Source organism: Campylobacter sp. CFSAN122748, from assembly GCF_045277125.1.
Lineage (GTDB): Bacteria > Campylobacterota > Campylobacteria > Campylobacterales > Campylobacteraceae > Campylobacter_D > Campylobacter_D jejuni.
This window is the reverse complement of the sequence record NZ_CP116953.1, coordinates 375612-392709: the sequence shown is the minus strand read 5'-3', so window position 1 is coordinate 392709 and position 17098 is coordinate 375612. Positions and strand designations below refer to the sequence as shown.

At 30.1% G+C, this 17098-nt stretch carries 17 protein-coding genes; 10 read left to right on the top strand and 7 right to left on the bottom strand.

Annotated elements, in window-relative coordinates:
* Positions 1–4 precede the first annotated feature (4 nt).
* Positions 5–1447, top strand: a complete 1443-nt coding sequence (gene pyk, locus OT390_RS02095; protein WP_002860275.1) for a pyruvate kinase — start codon at positions 5–7, stop codon at positions 1445–1447.
* Positions 1448–1544: 97 nt separating this feature from the next.
* Positions 1545–2180: a hypothetical protein gene (locus OT390_RS02090; RefSeq protein WP_002860276.1), complete on the top strand. Its 636-nt coding sequence runs from the start codon at positions 1545–1547 to the stop codon at positions 2178–2180.
* A gap of 30 nt (positions 2181–2210) precedes the next feature.
* On the opposite strand, the gene pflB is transcribed toward OT390_RS02090, so the two are convergent.
* From pflB to der, 5 genes are read right to left on the bottom strand one after another with little or no spacing between them, the layout of a single operon-like run.
* A complete protein-coding gene (gene pflB / locus OT390_RS02085) occupies positions 2211–4673 on the bottom strand; it encodes a motility protein PflB (protein ID WP_032586598.1) in 2463 nt (820 codons plus the stop codon).
* A 9-nt stretch (positions 4674–4682) separates the two neighbouring features.
* Positions 4683–5918 (bottom strand): serine--tRNA ligase, encoded by a 1236-nt coding sequence (gene serS / locus OT390_RS02080; protein WP_002858681.1) that lies wholly within the window; start codon positions 5916–5918, stop codon positions 4683–4685.
* Between the two features lie 10 nt (positions 5919–5928).
* A complete protein-coding gene (trpS, locus tag OT390_RS02075) occupies positions 5929–6888 on the bottom strand; it encodes a tryptophan--tRNA ligase (protein WP_002860279.1) in 960 nt (319 codons plus the stop codon).
* Entirely contained in the window at positions 6885–7382 is a 498-nt protein-coding gene (locus OT390_RS02070) for a shikimate kinase (RefSeq protein ID WP_002860280.1), read from the bottom strand. Before OT390_RS02070 ends, trpS begins: the two co-directional genes overlap by 4 nt.
* Complete coding sequence (der, locus tag OT390_RS02065; RefSeq protein ID WP_002888375.1) at positions 7369–8751, bottom strand: ribosome biogenesis GTPase Der; 1383 nt, start codon at positions 8749–8751, stop codon at positions 7369–7371. Before der ends, OT390_RS02070 begins: the two co-directional genes overlap by 14 nt.
* 100 nt (positions 8752–8851) lie before the next feature.
* Here der and OT390_RS02060 point away from each other — a divergent pair, with 100 nt between their 5' ends.
* From OT390_RS02060 to OT390_RS02025, 8 genes are read left to right on the top strand one after another with little or no spacing between them, the layout of a single operon-like run.
* Positions 8852–9784: a DMT family transporter gene (locus tag OT390_RS02060; RefSeq protein ID WP_394535962.1), complete on the top strand. Its 933-nt coding sequence runs from the start codon at positions 8852–8854 to the stop codon at positions 9782–9784.
* Entirely contained in the window at positions 9781–10596 is an 816-nt protein-coding gene (gene kdsA, locus OT390_RS02055) for a 3-deoxy-8-phosphooctulonate synthase (protein ID WP_002854449.1), read from the top strand. The genes OT390_RS02060 and kdsA overlap by 4 nt, the downstream gene beginning before the upstream one ends.
* The gene (gene ribE / locus OT390_RS02050; RefSeq protein WP_002854278.1) at positions 10593–11057 is read left to right on the top strand and encodes a 6,7-dimethyl-8-ribityllumazine synthase; all 465 of its coding nucleotides are present in this window, start codon (positions 10593–10595) and stop codon (positions 11055–11057) included. The genes kdsA and ribE overlap by 4 nt, the downstream gene beginning before the upstream one ends.
* A complete protein-coding gene (gene nusB, locus OT390_RS02045; protein WP_002824771.1) occupies positions 11057–11455 on the top strand; it encodes a transcription antitermination factor NusB in 399 nt (132 codons plus the stop codon). Before ribE ends, nusB begins: the two co-directional genes overlap by 1 nt.
* Positions 11452–12291 carry an orotidine-5'-phosphate decarboxylase gene (gene pyrF, locus OT390_RS02040; RefSeq protein ID WP_002869748.1) on the top strand — a complete coding sequence of 280 codons (840 nt, stop codon included), beginning with the start codon at positions 11452–11454 and terminating at the stop codon, positions 12289–12291. The genes nusB and pyrF overlap by 4 nt, the downstream gene beginning before the upstream one ends.
* Entirely contained in the window at positions 12288–13073 is a 786-nt protein-coding gene (locus tag OT390_RS02035; protein WP_002824766.1) for a hypothetical protein, read from the top strand. The genes pyrF and OT390_RS02035 overlap by 4 nt, the downstream gene beginning before the upstream one ends.
* Positions 13074–13128: 55 nt before the next feature.
* Positions 13129–14022 (top strand): protein-methionine-sulfoxide reductase catalytic subunit MsrP, encoded by an 894-nt coding sequence (gene msrP, locus OT390_RS02030; RefSeq protein ID WP_002858649.1) that lies wholly within the window; start codon positions 13129–13131, stop codon positions 14020–14022.
* Entirely contained in the window at positions 14022–14594 is a 573-nt protein-coding gene (locus tag OT390_RS02025) for a sulfite oxidase heme-binding subunit YedZ (RefSeq protein WP_002859467.1), read from the top strand. The genes msrP and OT390_RS02025 overlap by 1 nt, the downstream gene beginning before the upstream one ends.
* Here the strand turns inward: OT390_RS02025 and OT390_RS02020 are convergent.
* Together OT390_RS02020 and OT390_RS02015 are read right to left on the bottom strand one after the other, a co-directional pair.
* Positions 14559–16271 carry an ATP-binding protein gene (locus OT390_RS02020; RefSeq protein WP_032586596.1) on the bottom strand — a complete coding sequence of 571 codons (1713 nt, stop codon included), beginning with the start codon at positions 16269–16271 and terminating at the stop codon, positions 14559–14561. The genes OT390_RS02025 and OT390_RS02020 overlap by 36 nt on opposite strands.
* A complete protein-coding gene (locus OT390_RS02015; protein WP_020246867.1) occupies positions 16271–17095 on the bottom strand; it encodes a hypothetical protein in 825 nt (274 codons plus the stop codon). Before OT390_RS02015 ends, OT390_RS02020 begins: the two co-directional genes overlap by 1 nt.
* Positions 17096–17098 lie beyond the last annotated feature (3 nt).

The following is a 17098-nucleotide window of genomic DNA, read 5'->3' as shown; positions in this document are numbered from 1 at the left end:
TACCATGCTTAAAAAAACAAAAATTGTAGCCACAGTAGGTCCAGCAAGTGAAAAGGAAGAAATTCTACGCCAAATGATTATCAATGGTGTAAATGTTTTCCGTTTAAACTTTTCTCATGGAACACATGAGTATCATAAAAAAAACTTAGATACCATAAGAAGAGTAGCTAAAGAATTGCATACTCGTATTGGAATTTTACAAGACATTAGTGGTCCTAAAATTCGTACAGGTGAACTTAAAGAACCATTTGAATTAAAAAAGGGTGATAGACTTGATTTTTATCGTGAAACAATTTTAGGGGAGAAGATTGCTCAAAATCATTATAAAATCAGTATCAATCAAAAATCTATTTTAGATATGTTAAAAATTGATGAATATATTTATCTATATGATGGATCAATTCGTGCTAAAGTAGAAAACATAGATGATCAAAAAATTGAAACCATTATAGAAAATGATGGTTTTTTAAACTCAAATAAAGGTATTAATTTTCCGAATACTAAAATCAATATTGATGTTATTACACAAAAAGATAAAAATGATTTACTTTGGGGTATAAAAAATGAAGTAGATTTTTTAGCAATATCTTTCGTACAAAATGCGCACGATATTGATGAAGTTCGTGAAATTTTAGCACAAAATAACGCAAAAATATCTATTTTTGCAAAAATTGAAAAATTTGATGCAGTAGAAAATATTGATGAGATTATTAAATCTAGCGATGGTATAATGGTTGCAAGAGGAGACTTAGGTATTGAGGTACCTTATTATAAAGTTCCTAATATCCAAAAAGAAATTATACAAAAAGCAAACAATGCCTCTAAGCCTGTTATTACTGCGACTCAAATGCTTTTTTCATTAGCCAAAAGCAAAACCGCCACAAGAGCTGAAATTTCAGATGTTGCAAATGCTGTTCTAGATGGAACAGATGCAGTAATGCTAAGTGAAGAAAGTGCCGTTGGTACAGATCCTGCAAACGCTGTTGATATAATGTGTCAAACTATAATAGAAACAGAAAAACGCTATCCATATAACAAATTTAATGATTTTAATGATTTAGACAATACAGATAAAATCATGCGTTCTTCAGCTCATCTTGCAACAGATCTTAACGCTGATGCTATTTTTTCTTTAACAAGTAGCGGAAAATCTGCTATTAAGATTGCGAGATATCGTCCAAATATAGAAATCATAGCAGTAGGACATTCTGAAAAAACCTTAAACTCTTTAAGCATAGTTTGGGGAGTTAATCCTGCGATTTTAGTTAACAAAAGTAATGAACTTACAGAATTATTAAAAGACTCTGTAAGATCAAGTGTTGAAAAAGGTTTTATGGATGAAGATAAATGCTATCTTCTAACTGCAGGCTTTCCAACAGGGGTAGAAGGCACTAGCAATCTTATCCGCATTCTCAATAAAGAGCAAATTACTTATTATCTACAATAAAACATTAAATTCCTTTGAAAATAAGGAATTTAATGTCCTTATAAATTTTTTAAGTCAAAAGTCGATATAAATTAAAGCCTCACACAAAGGAGCAAATATGCAAGTGAATACTTTTTCAAATATCGCTAGCATGGCACAAACACAAGTTAGCAATAAGAAGGCAGATGATGCTAAGGAAAACACAAAAGACAAAAATGTTCAAAGTGCTAATTCTAGCAAGGATGTAGATAAAAATACCCTTGAAAAATTAAATGCACTTGGTGGAAAAGGCATTACACAAATTTACCTAGTTCAGTTTCAACAGCAAACAATGAATGCTGTAATAGGTTCGAGCAATGCCCAAACTGGACTAGATAGTCTTTTAAATGGTGCCAATTTAGATACTGCGAAATCTATACTTACAAATATTGATTTTGCATCCTTAGGCTACAGTGGCAAAAATCCACTTGATATGAATACAGATGAACTTCAACAACTTGTAAGTGAAGATGGTTTTTTTGGAGTGGAAAATACAGCCAATCGCATCGCGGATTTTGTTATTAAAGGCGGTGGCGATGATGTTGAAAAATTAAAAAAAGGTCTTGAAGGTATGAAAAAAGGATTTGAGCAAGCAGAAAAAATGTGGGGTGGAGAACTTCCTCAAATCAGTCAAGATACAATAGATGCGGCACTTAAAAAAGTTAGCGATCGCATCGATGAACTAGGCGGAAAAACTCTAGATCTTCAAGCTTAACTAAAAATGCTTAGAAATTTCTAAGCATTTTTAGTTGTTATTAATATCAAAAGTAAAAAATTCACTCTTAAAATTATTAGGTAAAGTTTTATACTGAGATATCGCAGCTTCATAGTTCTTTACTTCTTGATACAACATACCAAGAGCTGCTTTACTCTCTTTGTTATTTTTATCTGTAAGTTTAGAAAGCTGCAAAAGCGCTATAGCTGAATTTGGATTATTTGCACCTACGGCTGCTACGGCTGCTAAAAATAAAGTTTTAGTATCTTTAGCTCCATAATCATCAATCAAAGAATTATAAAGCGCATAAGCCTCCTCGTATTGCTGTGTAAAAATATCCAAATAAGCTAAAGTTTGTAAAATACCCTCATCTTTTGCTCCTGAAACATTAATCAACTCTTTAAATTTCTGTCTTTCTAAATTTAAAAGCCCTGCAATATGCATTAAATTAACATAAAATTCCCTAGCTATATTTGGCCCACCAAAAACACTACGATAATCAAGTTTTAAATTTTTAAAATGAATTTGAGCATTTTGAGCATATTCTTTAATATTTAAATTTGAATTTAAAGAATTAAAATACAAAATATTTGCCAAAATATCTTCAGGCAACTCTGAACGCAATTTAGCAATTTTCACATCTACTTGATTATTAAGGTTATTATTTTTAGCAATAATAGCTTCAAAAATCAAACTCAAAGGCGTATCTTTTTTTATTTCATCTAAATAAGGAAGCATAGAAATATAATTATTATTAACTAAAAATAACATACTTTTTTGCATATTAGCTTTAAAATTAGAATCAGCAGCTATATTATCAAGAATTTCATTGTAAAGTTTAGTTGTATCAATATCAATTAATTTTGCACAAAACATAGCAAAAGCACCTGCTAAGTAATTTTTAGGATTAAGATGATATGAACTTGAAAAATGCTTATAAGCAAGTTCATAATTTTGCATTTGGGCATAAGTTAAAGCCAAATTATAATGTAAAATACTATGTTCTGGATAATCCTTGATAAGTTTTTGAAATTCTTGGTTAGCAAGGCGTAACTTCTGATTTAATGCATAGTTAATAATATTGGCAATTTTTACATTGGTAGATGAAAGAGCTTTGCTTATATTAAGATAAATTCCCGCATCAGTACTATCATCAACGAAATCTGTAACATTAGCTTTTTTAATATATAAAGCAGCCTGCTTACTATCAAAAACCTGATAAGGTGCAAAATAAAAAAGCAAATCGAATTGATCTTTTTGTTTTTTTAGCAAATCTTTTGAAAAAGAATTTTGAGCAACTGCTATATTAAAAAGATCCTTATTTAAACGAACTTGAATTTTATAAGTATCTAAAATCTTATATCTATCTTTATCGTTATCATAAGAATTTTGCAAGCGCGCTAACATATCTTGATAATTTCCTGTTTTAATATCAACCAATGTTAAAGCCGCTAAACTCTGATTAAAATCTCTTTCAATTTTCATCGCTGTACTTAAAGCGACTTTAGCTTTAGCATATTCTCCTATTCTAGCGTATAAAAGACCTAAAGATAAACTAGATTCAAAATTACCTTGAGAATTTAATTGCTGTATAGCCTTGGAATCAAAGTCCATTTTTGCATAAATTTTAGCAGACAAATACTTTGCAACATCAGAATACGGCTCCACATCTGTTCTTTGTAACATTTGCAAGGCCTCAGGGTAATATCCTTTGTAATAATTAATCAAGCTTAAATAATAATCATATAATTTTGATTTTCCTTCTTTTGGAAGATACACTTGAGCTAAATCAATATAATATCTAAATTTTTCCTTATCATTAAGCTTTAAAGCACAAACAGCAGCATTGATAGCAGCTACACTTTGATTTTCTCCATTGGCTATAGCTTTCTTGAAGCTTTCAAAAGCTTCTTGGAATTTATTCTCATTCATTTGAGAAACGCCTAAATTATAATTAGATAAAGATTCGTTATATACGGCAACTTGCTCATAAACTTTTAAAGCCTGTTCAACCTCACCCTTTAAATATAAAGCATTTGCTTTTTGGATCATACCATCAATTCTTTGCATATCATTGTATTTATATGATTCATCAGGCATAATAACAGGTTGTTCTAAAGGCTTAGAAGCTATAATATCTGGTTTAATTTTTCCTTCACTAAAAGTTAAATAAAAAAGTGTAAAAACTAAAATACAAATAATCCCCAAAGATAAACCCACAAGAGACATAAACTTACGATCTTTATACCAAGGCGTAGGCTCTTGACTTTCAACTTCTTCAAAAGTTGATACATCTTCAGGCGCACTTTCTCTTGTAAATTTAAAACCACTTTCACTATTTTCTTGAGGTAATTCTTCTGGCAATGATGCAAATTCTTCATCTTCTGGAGCTTGCCCCTCTTGCCCTTTAAATCCCTCTAAACTCTCATCAAGTCTTGGTTGATTTAAGCCATCTTCGGGTTTTTCTAGTATTATATCTTCTTGTTCAGCCATCTATACTCTTTAAAAATATTTTTTCAAAACATCAGGAATATGAATTTTTCCTTCTTTATCTTGATAATTTTCCATAATCGCTACCAAGGTTCTTCCTACTGCCAAAGATGAGCCATTAAGAGTGTGGACGAGTTCATTTTTTCCTTGTTCGTTTTTATAGCGAATTTTAGCGCGTCTTGCTTGAAAATCACGACAATTTGAAACCGAGCTGATCTCACGATATTTATTTTGTCCTGGAAGCCACACTTCAAGATCTACAGTTTTTGCTGCACTAAAACCCAAATCTCCAGTGCAAAGCATCAAATGTCTATGCGCTAAACCTAAAGAACTCAGCAAATCACTTGCACACTCAAGCATTTCATTAAACACACTATCACTTTGCTCAGGTTTAGTGATACTTACAAGCTCTACTTTTTCAAACTGGTGTTGTCTTATAATACCCCTTGTATCACGCCCTGCACTGCCTGCTTCTTTTCTAAAACAAGCACTATAACAAGTCATTTTTATCGGTAAAGTTTCACTCGCTAAAATTTCTCCGCTGTAAAGATTGGTTACTGGAATTTCAGAAGTTGAGATCAAATACAAATCCTCATCATCTACCTTATACATATCTTCTTTAAATTTTGGCAACTGACCCGTCCCAAACATAGTAGCACCATTTACCAAAAAAGGTACATTAACAAATTCAAATCCACGACTTCTATTAAAATCTATCATATAATTTACCAAAGCACGGCTTAATAAAGCTCCTTCATTTTTAAGCACACAAAAACGACTTTGTGAAATTTTTACCCCACGCATAAAATCAAGCCAATTTAAACTCTCGCCTAATTCAAAATGTTCTTTTGGAGTAAAATCAAAGCTAGGTGGATTTAAAACTTTTTTAAGCTCCACATTTTCATTTTCATCTTCACCCACAGGCACACATTCATCAGGGATATTTGGGATGGCATGAGCGATTTCCTCAAGCTCATTTTCTAAAGCATTTACTTTAGCGCTTTGCTCATTAATTTTGCTTTTATTTTCGCTTAATTTTGCTTTTAAACTTTCTTTATCTTCGGCTGTAGCAAGCTCTTTACTGAATTTATTTTGAAAAGCTTGAAATTCTTCCAAGGCTATTTTTTCTTTTTTTAAACTTGCAAAAAGTTCAGCAAGTTTTTTTAAGATATTTTCATCAACTTTTTTATTTTTTAACTTTTTAGCCACTTCATCAAAATTATTTTGCAAATTTTTTAAATCTAGCATTTTCTACTCCTTAAAGTCCGATTTTTTCATAAATTTTTTGCATTTTTTCTTGGGCGATTTTTCTTGCTTTTGTCGCACCAAAATCCAAAATTTCTTTCAAATGCGAAGGCTTTTCTAAAAGCTCATTATATTTTTCTCTTGCTTCTTTAAAATAAGCATTTACAAGCTCGTTTAAATATATTTTAAAATGTCCATAACCCTCACCACCTTTTTCATAGCGTATTTGTAATTCTTTTTGCCCTGATTCATCTAAAAAAAGCTTTGCGATTTTAAAAATATTGCAGTTTTCATGATCTTTTGGATCTTCTAAAGCGGTACTATCTGTAACTATGGAAGAAATTTGTTTTTTTAAGGTTTTTTCACTGCTAAAAATATCTATAGTATTTTGATAAGATTTACTCATTTTTGCTCCATCAGTACCCACAACCACAGCTACTTCTTCATTAACTCTCGCTTCTGGAAGGGTAAAAATTTCACCCCATTCATTATTAATTTTTAAAGCAATATCGCGTGCGATTTCAACATGCTGGATTTGATCTTTTCCTACAGGGACAATTCGTGTATCAAAAAGTAAAATATCTGCCGCCATTAAAACAGGATAAGAAAAAAGCCCATGTGAAGCACTAAGTCCCTTAGCAACTTTATCCTTGTAACTATGTGCACGCTCTAATAAACCCATAGGAGTAAATTGCGATAAAATCCAATAAAGCTCCATAACTTCCTTAACATCACTTTGCAACCAAAAAACGCTTTTTTGAGGATCTATACCAAGGCTTAAAAAAGCCGCAGCAGCTTTTAAGGAATTTTGTTTAAGTTTTTCTCCATCTTGAGAAGAAGTCATGGCATGATAATTAGCAATAAACATAAACATTTGGCTTTTTTCTTGTGCATCTACCATTTGCTTAATCGCACCAAAATAATTACCTATATGCAAATCGCCACTTGGCTGAAGGCCTGTTAATACTCTCATTTTATCACCTTTTTAATCTCGCTTAAAAGCTCATCTATATTTTTATTTTCTATATTTAAAATAAAATTTGCCTTTTGTTCATACTTGCTTAAACGCTCATTATATAATTTTTTTGCTTTAATTTCATCATAAAATAAAGGTCTTTTAGAAATTTCATCTTTGTCTAAACGCTTTTTTAAATATTCAAAATCTGCTTTTAAATAAATACAAAAACCTGCTTTTTCTAAATTTGAAACATTAACAAAACCCCCACCTGTAGCAATACAAGCTTTCTCACAAGAACTAAAAAAATCAGCCATTTTTTGCTCTTGTTCTCTAAAAAAATTTTCCCCTTTTTGTTCAAAAATTTCACTGACTTTTTGATTAAATTTTTGTTCTATTAAAAAATCACTATCTAAAAAAACAAGATCTAAATCCTTAGCTAAAGCTCTTGCTAAAGTGCTTTTTCCAGAACCCATAAATCCTATAAAAACGATATTTTTAGCTTTCATCATTTTCTTTACTGCCCTTTTTACGCGAAGCAATCACTAAAGGCACACCTTCAAAATTAAATTCTTTTCTGATTTGATTTTGTAAATAACGCTTATAGCTAAAATGCAAGGCCTTAGGACGATTCATAATAAGTGCAATTTTTGGCGGTGCTAAGTCATATTGTACTGCATAATAAATTTTAACCAATTTCCCATAATCATGCGGCAAAGGATGTGCTCTTGTGGCATTTTCTATCAAGGTATTAAGCTTAGAAGTTTGGATTTTTTGAGTGAAATTTTCAAAAATTTGCAAAATTTTATCGAGTAAAACATGCACCCTTTTTCCACTTAAAGCTGATACGCTAATCACGGGTGCGTAAGCTAGAAATTTAAAACGATCAAGACGCAATTCTTTTACAGTCTTATCAAAATCCATCTCACTTTTATCCCATTTATTTAAAACAATAATCACACCCAAATAATGCTTAGCCACAAGCCCAGCAATGCGTTCATCAAGCTCGTTAAAGCCCTCATGCGCATCTAAAACCAAAAGTGCTATTTGAGAATGAGATAAAATTTTTTCCGTGCGATTCAGGGCAAAGCGTTCGAGTCCTTGAATTTTACCCCTTTTTCTAATACCTGCAGTATCAACAAATTCTATCACTTTATCTTTATGAACTACACTTTCATTAACAGGATCTATAGTAGTTCCTGCAATAGAACTTACAACACTGCGTTCTTGTTTAACCAAAGCATTTAAAAGACTTGATTTTCCAACATTTACACGCCCTACAATACCCACTCTGATATGATTTTGATCGACTTCTTTAAATTGAAATTCTTTTCCTTCTTCATAATACTCTAAAAAATCTTCTAAATTTTCTTCTTCATCGGGGATTAAAAACTCTTCATGTAAAAATTTTTCAAGCCATTCATAAAGTTCATCTAAGCCTACATTATGGGTTACTGAAAGATTAAAGATTTCCTTTACGCCAAAATTTGCAAACTCCCAAGCCCTTTCTTCATCTTTTTTATTATCTACTTTATTAATCACTAAGGCTATAGGTTTTCCAAGTTTTTTTAAAGAATAAAAAAATTGTCTATCCTCATCATCAGGCGCTAATTTCCCATCAACTAGATAAAGTATGATATCGCTTTCTTTGGCTACTTTTAAAGTGTTTTTTTTCACATTTTTAAAAAGTTCATCACTTTCATCAAGCCCTCCACTATCAATAAGCATGGCTTTTTTTGAATTAATATGAATTTCTGTTTTATTTGTATCTCTAGTTGTACCTGAAATATCACTTGTAATAGCTATTCTTTGTCTTGCCATTCTATTAAAAAGGCTTGATTTTCCCACATTTGGCTTACCTATAAGTATAATGCTTTGCATTTTTTTCCTAGAAAATTATATTTTTAAAATTATATAAAATTTGGCTTAATATTAAGCAAAAAAAGACTAGAATTAACCCAGATTTTAGTCAAGGAAAAAAATGCTAAAAGTAATCAAGCATAATTTAGGAATTTATTTCATGATTTTAGCATGTTTGGATTTTGCACTTATGGGAGCTTGTGCAAAAATTCTTAGCAAGGAAATGAGTTCTATAGAAATTATGTTTTTTAGAAATATCATAGGAATTTTTTTCATAGTCTATCTTTTAAAACGATCTAAGGCGCATAAAGAAGGGGGGCATTTTTGGCTCTTGGTATTTCGTGGAGTAGTAGGCACGCTTTCACTATATATGTTTTTCTATAATGTTTCAAATATTACACTAGGTGGAGCTTTTGCTTTTCAAAAAACTGCTCCTATTTTTATTACTTTAATAGCTTTTGTTGTTTTTAAAGAAAATATTGGTATCAAAGGCTGGATAGGAATTTTAATAGCATTTGGTGGAGTACTTTTAATCGCTCAGCCTTGGGCTCATAATTTAAATCATTCAGGCTTTGATTTAAAAAATTCAGTTATAGGTATCACGAGTGGATTTTTAGCCGCTTTAGCTCTTACAAGTGTAAGAGAACTTAGAAAATCTTACACTACAGAACAAATTGCCTTTTCTTTTATCCTTTTAGGAACCTTAATGCCTTTAATTTCTATGATCAGTGCTGAATTTTTTGAACCACAGCATCTTGATTCTTTACATTTAGATTTCATTCTAGCGCCTTTTGTGATGCCAAGTCTTGCAGCTTGGCTTATCATTGCCATTATGGGAACTTTAGGCACCATTTATCAAATTCATGTCACTAAAGCTTATGGTATCGCTAAACAAACAGGAGTGGTTGCCGGAGTTAGTTATCTTGATGTAGTATTTAGTATGATAGTTGGGATAATTTTGGGAGATAATTTACCAAGTACTATGGTTTTTTTAGGTATAATAGGCATTATTTTTGGTGGATTAATTTTAGTTAAGAACAAAGGAAAAAAATGAAAAAAATGATACTCATTGCTGGTCCTTGCGTGATAGAAAGCAAAGATTTGATTTTTAAAGTTGCTGAACAGTTAAAAAATTTTAATGAAAATCCAAATATAGAATTTTATTTCAAATCAAGTTTTGATAAGGCCAATCGCACAAGTATTAATTCTTTTCGAGGTCCTGGTCTTGAAGAAGGATTAAAAATTTTACAAAGCGTAAAAGATGAATTTGGTATGAAAATCTTAACCGATATACACGAAAGCAATCAAGCAAACCCTGTAAGTGAAGTAGCTGATGTCTTGCAAATTCCTGCTTTTTTATGTCGTCAAACCGATTTACTTGTAGCTGCAGCAAAAACTAAGGCAAAAGTTAATATCAAAAAAGGACAATTTTTAAACCCAAGCGATATCAAATACAGCGTTAAAAAAGTTCTACAAACCCGTGGTATAGAAGATGAAGGCTATGAAGCTGCTCAAAAAAATGGTGTTTTTGTAGCTGAAAGAGGAGCTAGCTTTGGCTATGGAAATTTAGTAGTAGATATGCGTTCTTTAGTTATCATGCGTGAATTTGCTCCAGTTATTTTTGATGCTACCCATAGCGTACAAATGCCAGGGGCTGCAGGTGGAAGTAGCGGAGGGAAAAGCGAATTTGTAGAACCTTTAGCAAGAGCGGCAGCAGCCGTAGGCATAGATGGCTTTTTCTTTGAAACACATATTAATCCTTGCGAGGCTTTATGCGATGGACCCAATATGCTTAATCTTACACGCCTTAAAAATTGCGTTAATACATTACTAGAAATACAAAATATCATAAAGGAAAACAAATGAATATTATTGAAGGAAAATTAAATTTAGACTCAAATACAAAAATTGCTATCATTAATGCAAGATTTAATCATATCATCACAGATCGCCTTGTAGAAGGAGCAAAAGATGCTTTTTTAAGACACGGAGGCAAAGAGGAAAATCTAAGCCTTATACTTGTTCCTGGTGCTTTTGAACTTCCGTATGCGTTAAAAAAAGCTATAGAAAGCAAAAAATTTGATGCAATTTGTTGCGTAGGTGCAGTAATTCGTGGCTCAACTCCGCATTTTGACTATGTTTCAGCAGAAACCACCAAAGGCATAGCCAATGTGAGTTTAAATCATAATATCCCTGTAAGCTTTGGTGTTTTAACTACAGATACAATAGAACAAGCCATAGAAAGAGCTGGAAGCAAAGCAGGCAATAAAGGCTTTGAAGCTATGACAACTGTAATCGAGATGTTAAATTTAAGCAAGGAGCTTTAATGGCAACGCGTCATCAAGTTCGCCAAAGCGTCATCTCCTTACTTTATGCTTTTGAGTTAAATTCTCAAAACAACGTTTTTGTAGATGAAATTTTAGATGAAAAAAAAATACGCAATGAACAAAAAAATTTTACTTTAAATTTATATAATGGAATTTTAGATAATTTAAACAATATTGATGAAACCTTAAATTCATTTCTAAATGATAATCAAATTACAGCTTTAGGACATGTAGAAAGAGCTATACTAAGACTTGGAGCTTATGAGTTACTTTTTACCGATACTCCTAGCGCCATTGTCATCAATGAGGCTATAGAACTTGCTAAAGAACTTGCTAATGACAATTCTCCAAAATTTATAAATGGAGTTTTAGATGCCTTAATAAAGGCTAAAAAATGAAGCTTTGTGTCGCACTTGATCTTTCTACAAAAGAAGAATGCTTACAACTTGCCAAAGAATTAAAAAATTTAGACATATGGTTAAAAGTAGGTTTAAGAGCATATTTAAGAGATGGTTTTAAATTCATAGAAGAACTTAAAAAAGTTGATGATTTTAAAATATTTCTTGATCTTAAATTTCATGATATTCCCAACACTATGGCAGATGCTTGCGAAGAAGTATCAAAACTTGGTGTTGATATGATCAATATCCACGCAAGTGCTGGAAAAATAGCCATACAAGAAGTTATGACACGGCTTAGCAAATTTTCAAAAAGACCTTTAGTTTTAGCAGTTTCTGCTCTTACGAGTTTTGATGAAGAAAATTTCTTTAGTATTTATAGACAAAAAATTGAAGAAGCTGTAATTAATTTTTCAAAAATATCCTATGAAAATGGACTTGATGGTATGGTATGCTCTGTTTTTGAAAGCAAAAAAATTAAAGAGCACACAAGTTCAAATTTCTTAACCCTTACTCCTGGAATTCGTCCTTTTGGAGAAACAAATGATGATCAAAAACGTGTTGCTAATCTTGCAATGGCTAGAGAAAATTTGAGTGATTATATCGTTGTGGGAAGGCCTATATATAAAAATGAAAATCCTAGGGCTGTATGTGAAAAAATTTTAAACAAAATACACAGAAAAAATATAAGCGAAAACGATATAGAGCAAAATTATGAAGTAATTCAGCAAAAAGAATGGGATATGTGTAATCACTTTGAAGAATGGATTAAAACTCAGCCTGATAAAGAACATGCTTTAAAAGAATTTTATGCTAAGTGTGGGATAAAATATTGAATTATCAACAATTAGAATGCGATTACTTTAATCTTTACAATCAGTTTCTTAGCGTGGATTTTCAAATTTCATTATTTGAAAAAGATCATAAAGGTTTAATTAAAGATTTTATATTTTTTTATTATCAAATTTTAAAACAAAAAGACTTGAGCTACTTGCTTGAGGTAAGAAATAAAATTTCCCTGAAAGTTTATAATTATATGCAAGAGCACTCCACTTCTCCAAAAGATTTAAGTCTTATTTGTCTAAGAGAAAATAAACATATTGAATTTTTTCAAATATTTTACAAGGCTCTCGCTTATTTTGTAGCCTTTAGAAAAAAACTTGATGGAGAACAAAAAATTAAAAATTTGATTTCAAATATCAATGACTGTTTTGGCTATCATTTCTTGAATTCTGACTTTAACAATCTTCAAAATTTTCAAAAAAGCGATTTGTTCACCTTACCTGAAAAACATCTTAAATATTTTCACTTCGCCATGATTCATCTTTGTTTCATGGTTTTAAATCCTTTAAATTTTAAAGACTCTAATCGGCATCTTGATAAAGCGATTAATTATCTTGTCGATGGAACTTTTGAAATTTATGAGCTCATCTTTAAAGAATATTTTTTATTGTTTTCAAAAGATAAAGAGCTCAAGGATGAACTTAGAAAATTAAAAAAATTAGAATTTAAAATTCTAATGCAAGAAACTTCAAAAATTAAACTACTTAATCATTATAAAGAATTTTGCGAAGAAATATTCTACAATATAGAACTTGAAAAAATCACACAAAATTAATCCTGTATTAACATTGTTATAGTTTAATAATAAAAATTTTTAATAAGGAAAAATTATGCTTATAACACCTGAAAAACTTTATAAACAAAGGAGAAATTTTTTAAAACTTGGAGCGGGTGCTTTAATAAGTTCAAGCGTGCTTGCTTCTAAACTATCTGCTTTAAATTTCACAAGCGATACTAATCCAAACAAACTTGAAATCAGCGATGAAGAACTAGCTACAAATTATGTCAATTTTTATGAATTTTCAACAGATAAAAGAAAGGCTGTATCATTGGCACAAAATTTCAATACTCAAAATTGGAAAATCGATATCAGTGGAGAAATAGAAAAACCTTTAACTTTAAGCATGGAAGATATTTTAAAATTTCCACTAGAAGAGAGAATTTATCGTTTTCGCTGTGTTGAAACTTGGTCTATGGTGGTACCTTGGGTAGGCTTTGAATTGCGTCGTTTGATTGAAATGGCAAAACCTACAAGCGAGGCAAAATTTGTTAAATTTACCACTCTTTTAGATAAGAGCCAATTTCCCGATCAAGACGCTTTATTTCCAACTATAGACTATCCTTATGTAGAAGGACTTCGCATGGATGAAGCTATGCATCCTCTTACCTTGCTTGCAGTAGGAATGTATAAAAAAGCCTTAAAGCCTCAAAATGGCGCTCCAATACGCCTTGTTGTTCCTTGGAAATATGGCTTTAAAAGTATTAAATCCATAGTTAAAATAGAATTTACCAAAGAACAGCCTAAATCCACTTGGGAAAGTTACGCTCCAAGTGAATATGGTTTTTATGCTAATGTCAATCCTAATGTTTCTCATCCTAGATGGTCTCAAGCTAACGAGAGGGCTTTAGGAGACTTCTTTACCAAACCTACTTTAATGTTTAATGGATATGAAAAAGAAGTGGCAAGTTTATATAAAAACATGGACTTGAAAGTGAATTTTTAATGCAGACAAAATACTTTAAATTTCTTGCTTATTTTAGCTTTATCATAAGTTTAATTTATGGCTTTTATCATATCATAAAAGCCTTTGATTTTGTAAAAGAAGCCTATATTTACACTGGAATATTTGCTTTAATCTTTTTAAATTTAAGTCTTTTATTTTCTTTACTTAAATTTAAAAAAACAAGAAATTATCCTAAAATTTTAGGTATTTTTGCAGCTTTTTGGGCGATTTTGCACTTTTTAAATTATTTTATTTTTGATAGAAATGCTCAAATTTTAAGGCTTTTCGATGATATTTCACATCGTTTATTAGAAGCAAGTGGATTTATCGCATTTTTAATCATATTTTTAATGCTTTTAAGTTCTTTTAAAATCTTTAAAAAACTTAGTAAAATCAGAAAACTAGGATATTTATGCTTAGTTTTGGCAAGTTATCATTATTTTTTAACCCCAAAAATTCCTATGTTTTGGGAATGGAGTGCTTTAATTATAGCTTTGTTTTATTTTATAGTTCGCTATACAAAAACATTAAAAAAGTTAAAATCCAACAATCTTACTTTTATCAAAACTTGAATTTAATTCTTTTTGTATACTTTCTATAAAATCTTGCATTTTAAAAACCCCATCTTTTGATACAGCTACTTTCAAAGCTGTATTCTTCACCACCATTAAAATTTGTGCTCCACTTAATTCATAATTTGATAAAATATTTATATCAAAATCTTTTTCAAATAATGCTTTTTTAGGTAGAAATTTTTCCCAAATTTTAAGCCTATCTTTAAAATCAGGTTTTTTAAATTCTATCTTATAATCAAATCTTCTTGAAAATGCACTATCTAAGCTTTCTAAAAAATTTGTCGTAGCGATAATCACACCACTAAAACGCTCAATTTGCTCTAAGAATATATTTTGCATTTGATTATGCATTTTATCACTACCACTACTTCCATCTACACGCGTACTTAAAAACTGATCAGCTTCATTGAGAAGTAAAATAGGACTTTGTTTACAAGTTTGCACGATATTTTTATAAGTATCAAAAATTTTTCTTACATTTTGCTCACTCTCTCCAACCCATTTGCTCAAAATTTTAGAACAGTCAAAACTAAGAACAGATTTTTTCATTGATTTAGCCATAGCTAAAGCTGACATAGTTTTTCCAGTACCAGCAGGACCATAAAAAATAATTTTAGCTTCTATATTTTTATTACTCTTTATACCCCAAGAATGAAGTCTTTCTAGGACTTTTTTATCTTGTTGTTTTAAAATATTTTCTAAAAGCTCTTTTGTATTTTCAGGCATAATAATATCATTGATGTCAGTGCTTGGTTCTATAAGCTCGAAAATATCTTGATCTTTTAAAACACTTTCAATTTTGATTTTTTTACTTTGTTTTGGTTCAAAATTTATAATTCTTTGTAAAATTTCATCGATAATAAAAAAACTTTTAGAAATATCTCCAAAAGCATTTAAATATTCATCATACTCGATTAAGTTTAAAAGAGGAGCATTTTCTTGTAATAGTTTTTTATTTTTATGCCTTTCTAAATCATTTTCACTGATTAAAGAAAGTAAAGAATTCATTTCTCTAGAAATCGAACTTTCATTACTTAAGGCGTATTCTTCTTTTAAAAGTGCTAGAAAAATAATTTGTTCTTTATGTTCAAGATTGTATTCTTTAAAAATATCAGCCAATACATTATAAAATTTACTTTTTTTTAGTCTTTCTTTGATATGTTTTTCATAAAGTTTAATTTGATTTTTTATTTCACTATTATAAGCACTTTTTTGTATAAAACTTAATCTTTCGTATAATTGAATACGCGCAAATTCATCTTTTAAATATTCTAAATAATCTGCATAAGCCTCTTGTTTCTCAAAATTTAAACGAGGTTTTGCTTCTAAAAATTCTAAAAAATATTCACTTAGACTAAGCTCACTTTGCAATAAGGCAAGAGTTAATGTTTGAGTTTTATTATTTTCTAAACTTTTAAAAAAACTCGAATTTTGATTTACAAAACCTCTTTCGATAAGTTTTTTTAAATCCTCCAAAGCATCAAGATAAAGATACTTATCATTTCCAAAAATTGTCGATAATAAAGTAAAGGCATTGATAGAAGAAATAGAAACGACATAATTTCTACAAAGTTCTCTAAGAATCAAAGCCTCATTTTTAGTACACTTAAGCTCTTTATAAATTTGAGTATCTTCTATATTTTTCAAACTTAAAAAATTTTTTAATTTTTCCATTATTTTTTAAATTCCTTAAGCTCATCTTCGTTAAATTCTACGCAAATATTTTCATCTAAAAAATGACCTTCAAAAGGTAGATAACAAATTTTTAGTTTTCCATTATTAAGCAAAAAATTATTATTAAATTGTAAATTTTGCAGATCTTCAAAACACTCATCACATGTATTTTTAAGCTTCTCATGTAAAAGATTTTGAAATTTTTGATTTTTAGTATTATACAAATCATTTAGTTTTACGAATGCGTGAGCATTAATATCATAAACAAAATTATTTAACTCTAAAATAGCACGGCTCATACCATCTTCATAAAAATAATACCATTCTTCAAAACTAATTTTTCCATCTTGTAAAAAAATAGGCTTTTGGCGAATTTGTTCAAAACTAAATACACTCTTATGAACAGGATGAAATTCTTTAAAATCATCATTAAAACCTATAAAATCAAGGCTACGCTTTATACGAATGCCATCTTGCGTTTCAACAAGTTCTAAAGTAGTTGTTCCTAAAATTTCTCCTTGAAAATTTTTATTATCATATGTAAGCATTTTAGAAGAATTGATTTTATATTTTTTACGCTCATCCTGCCAAAAATCATTTGTCTTAACGAGCGGAATCTCTAAATTTCCATTTATATCATCAATAATTAAAAAACTAGAACTTGTTTGATTTTTATCCCTGTCAAAAAGTGGAGTCATAGGCGCATTATCATAAACTATGGCAAAAATTTCTTTATCCTGCAAATGATAAAAATACAATTCACCTTTATAAACTTGCGCTAAAGCTAGATTTACAAAGCAAAATACCAGTAAAAAAAATTTCAAACT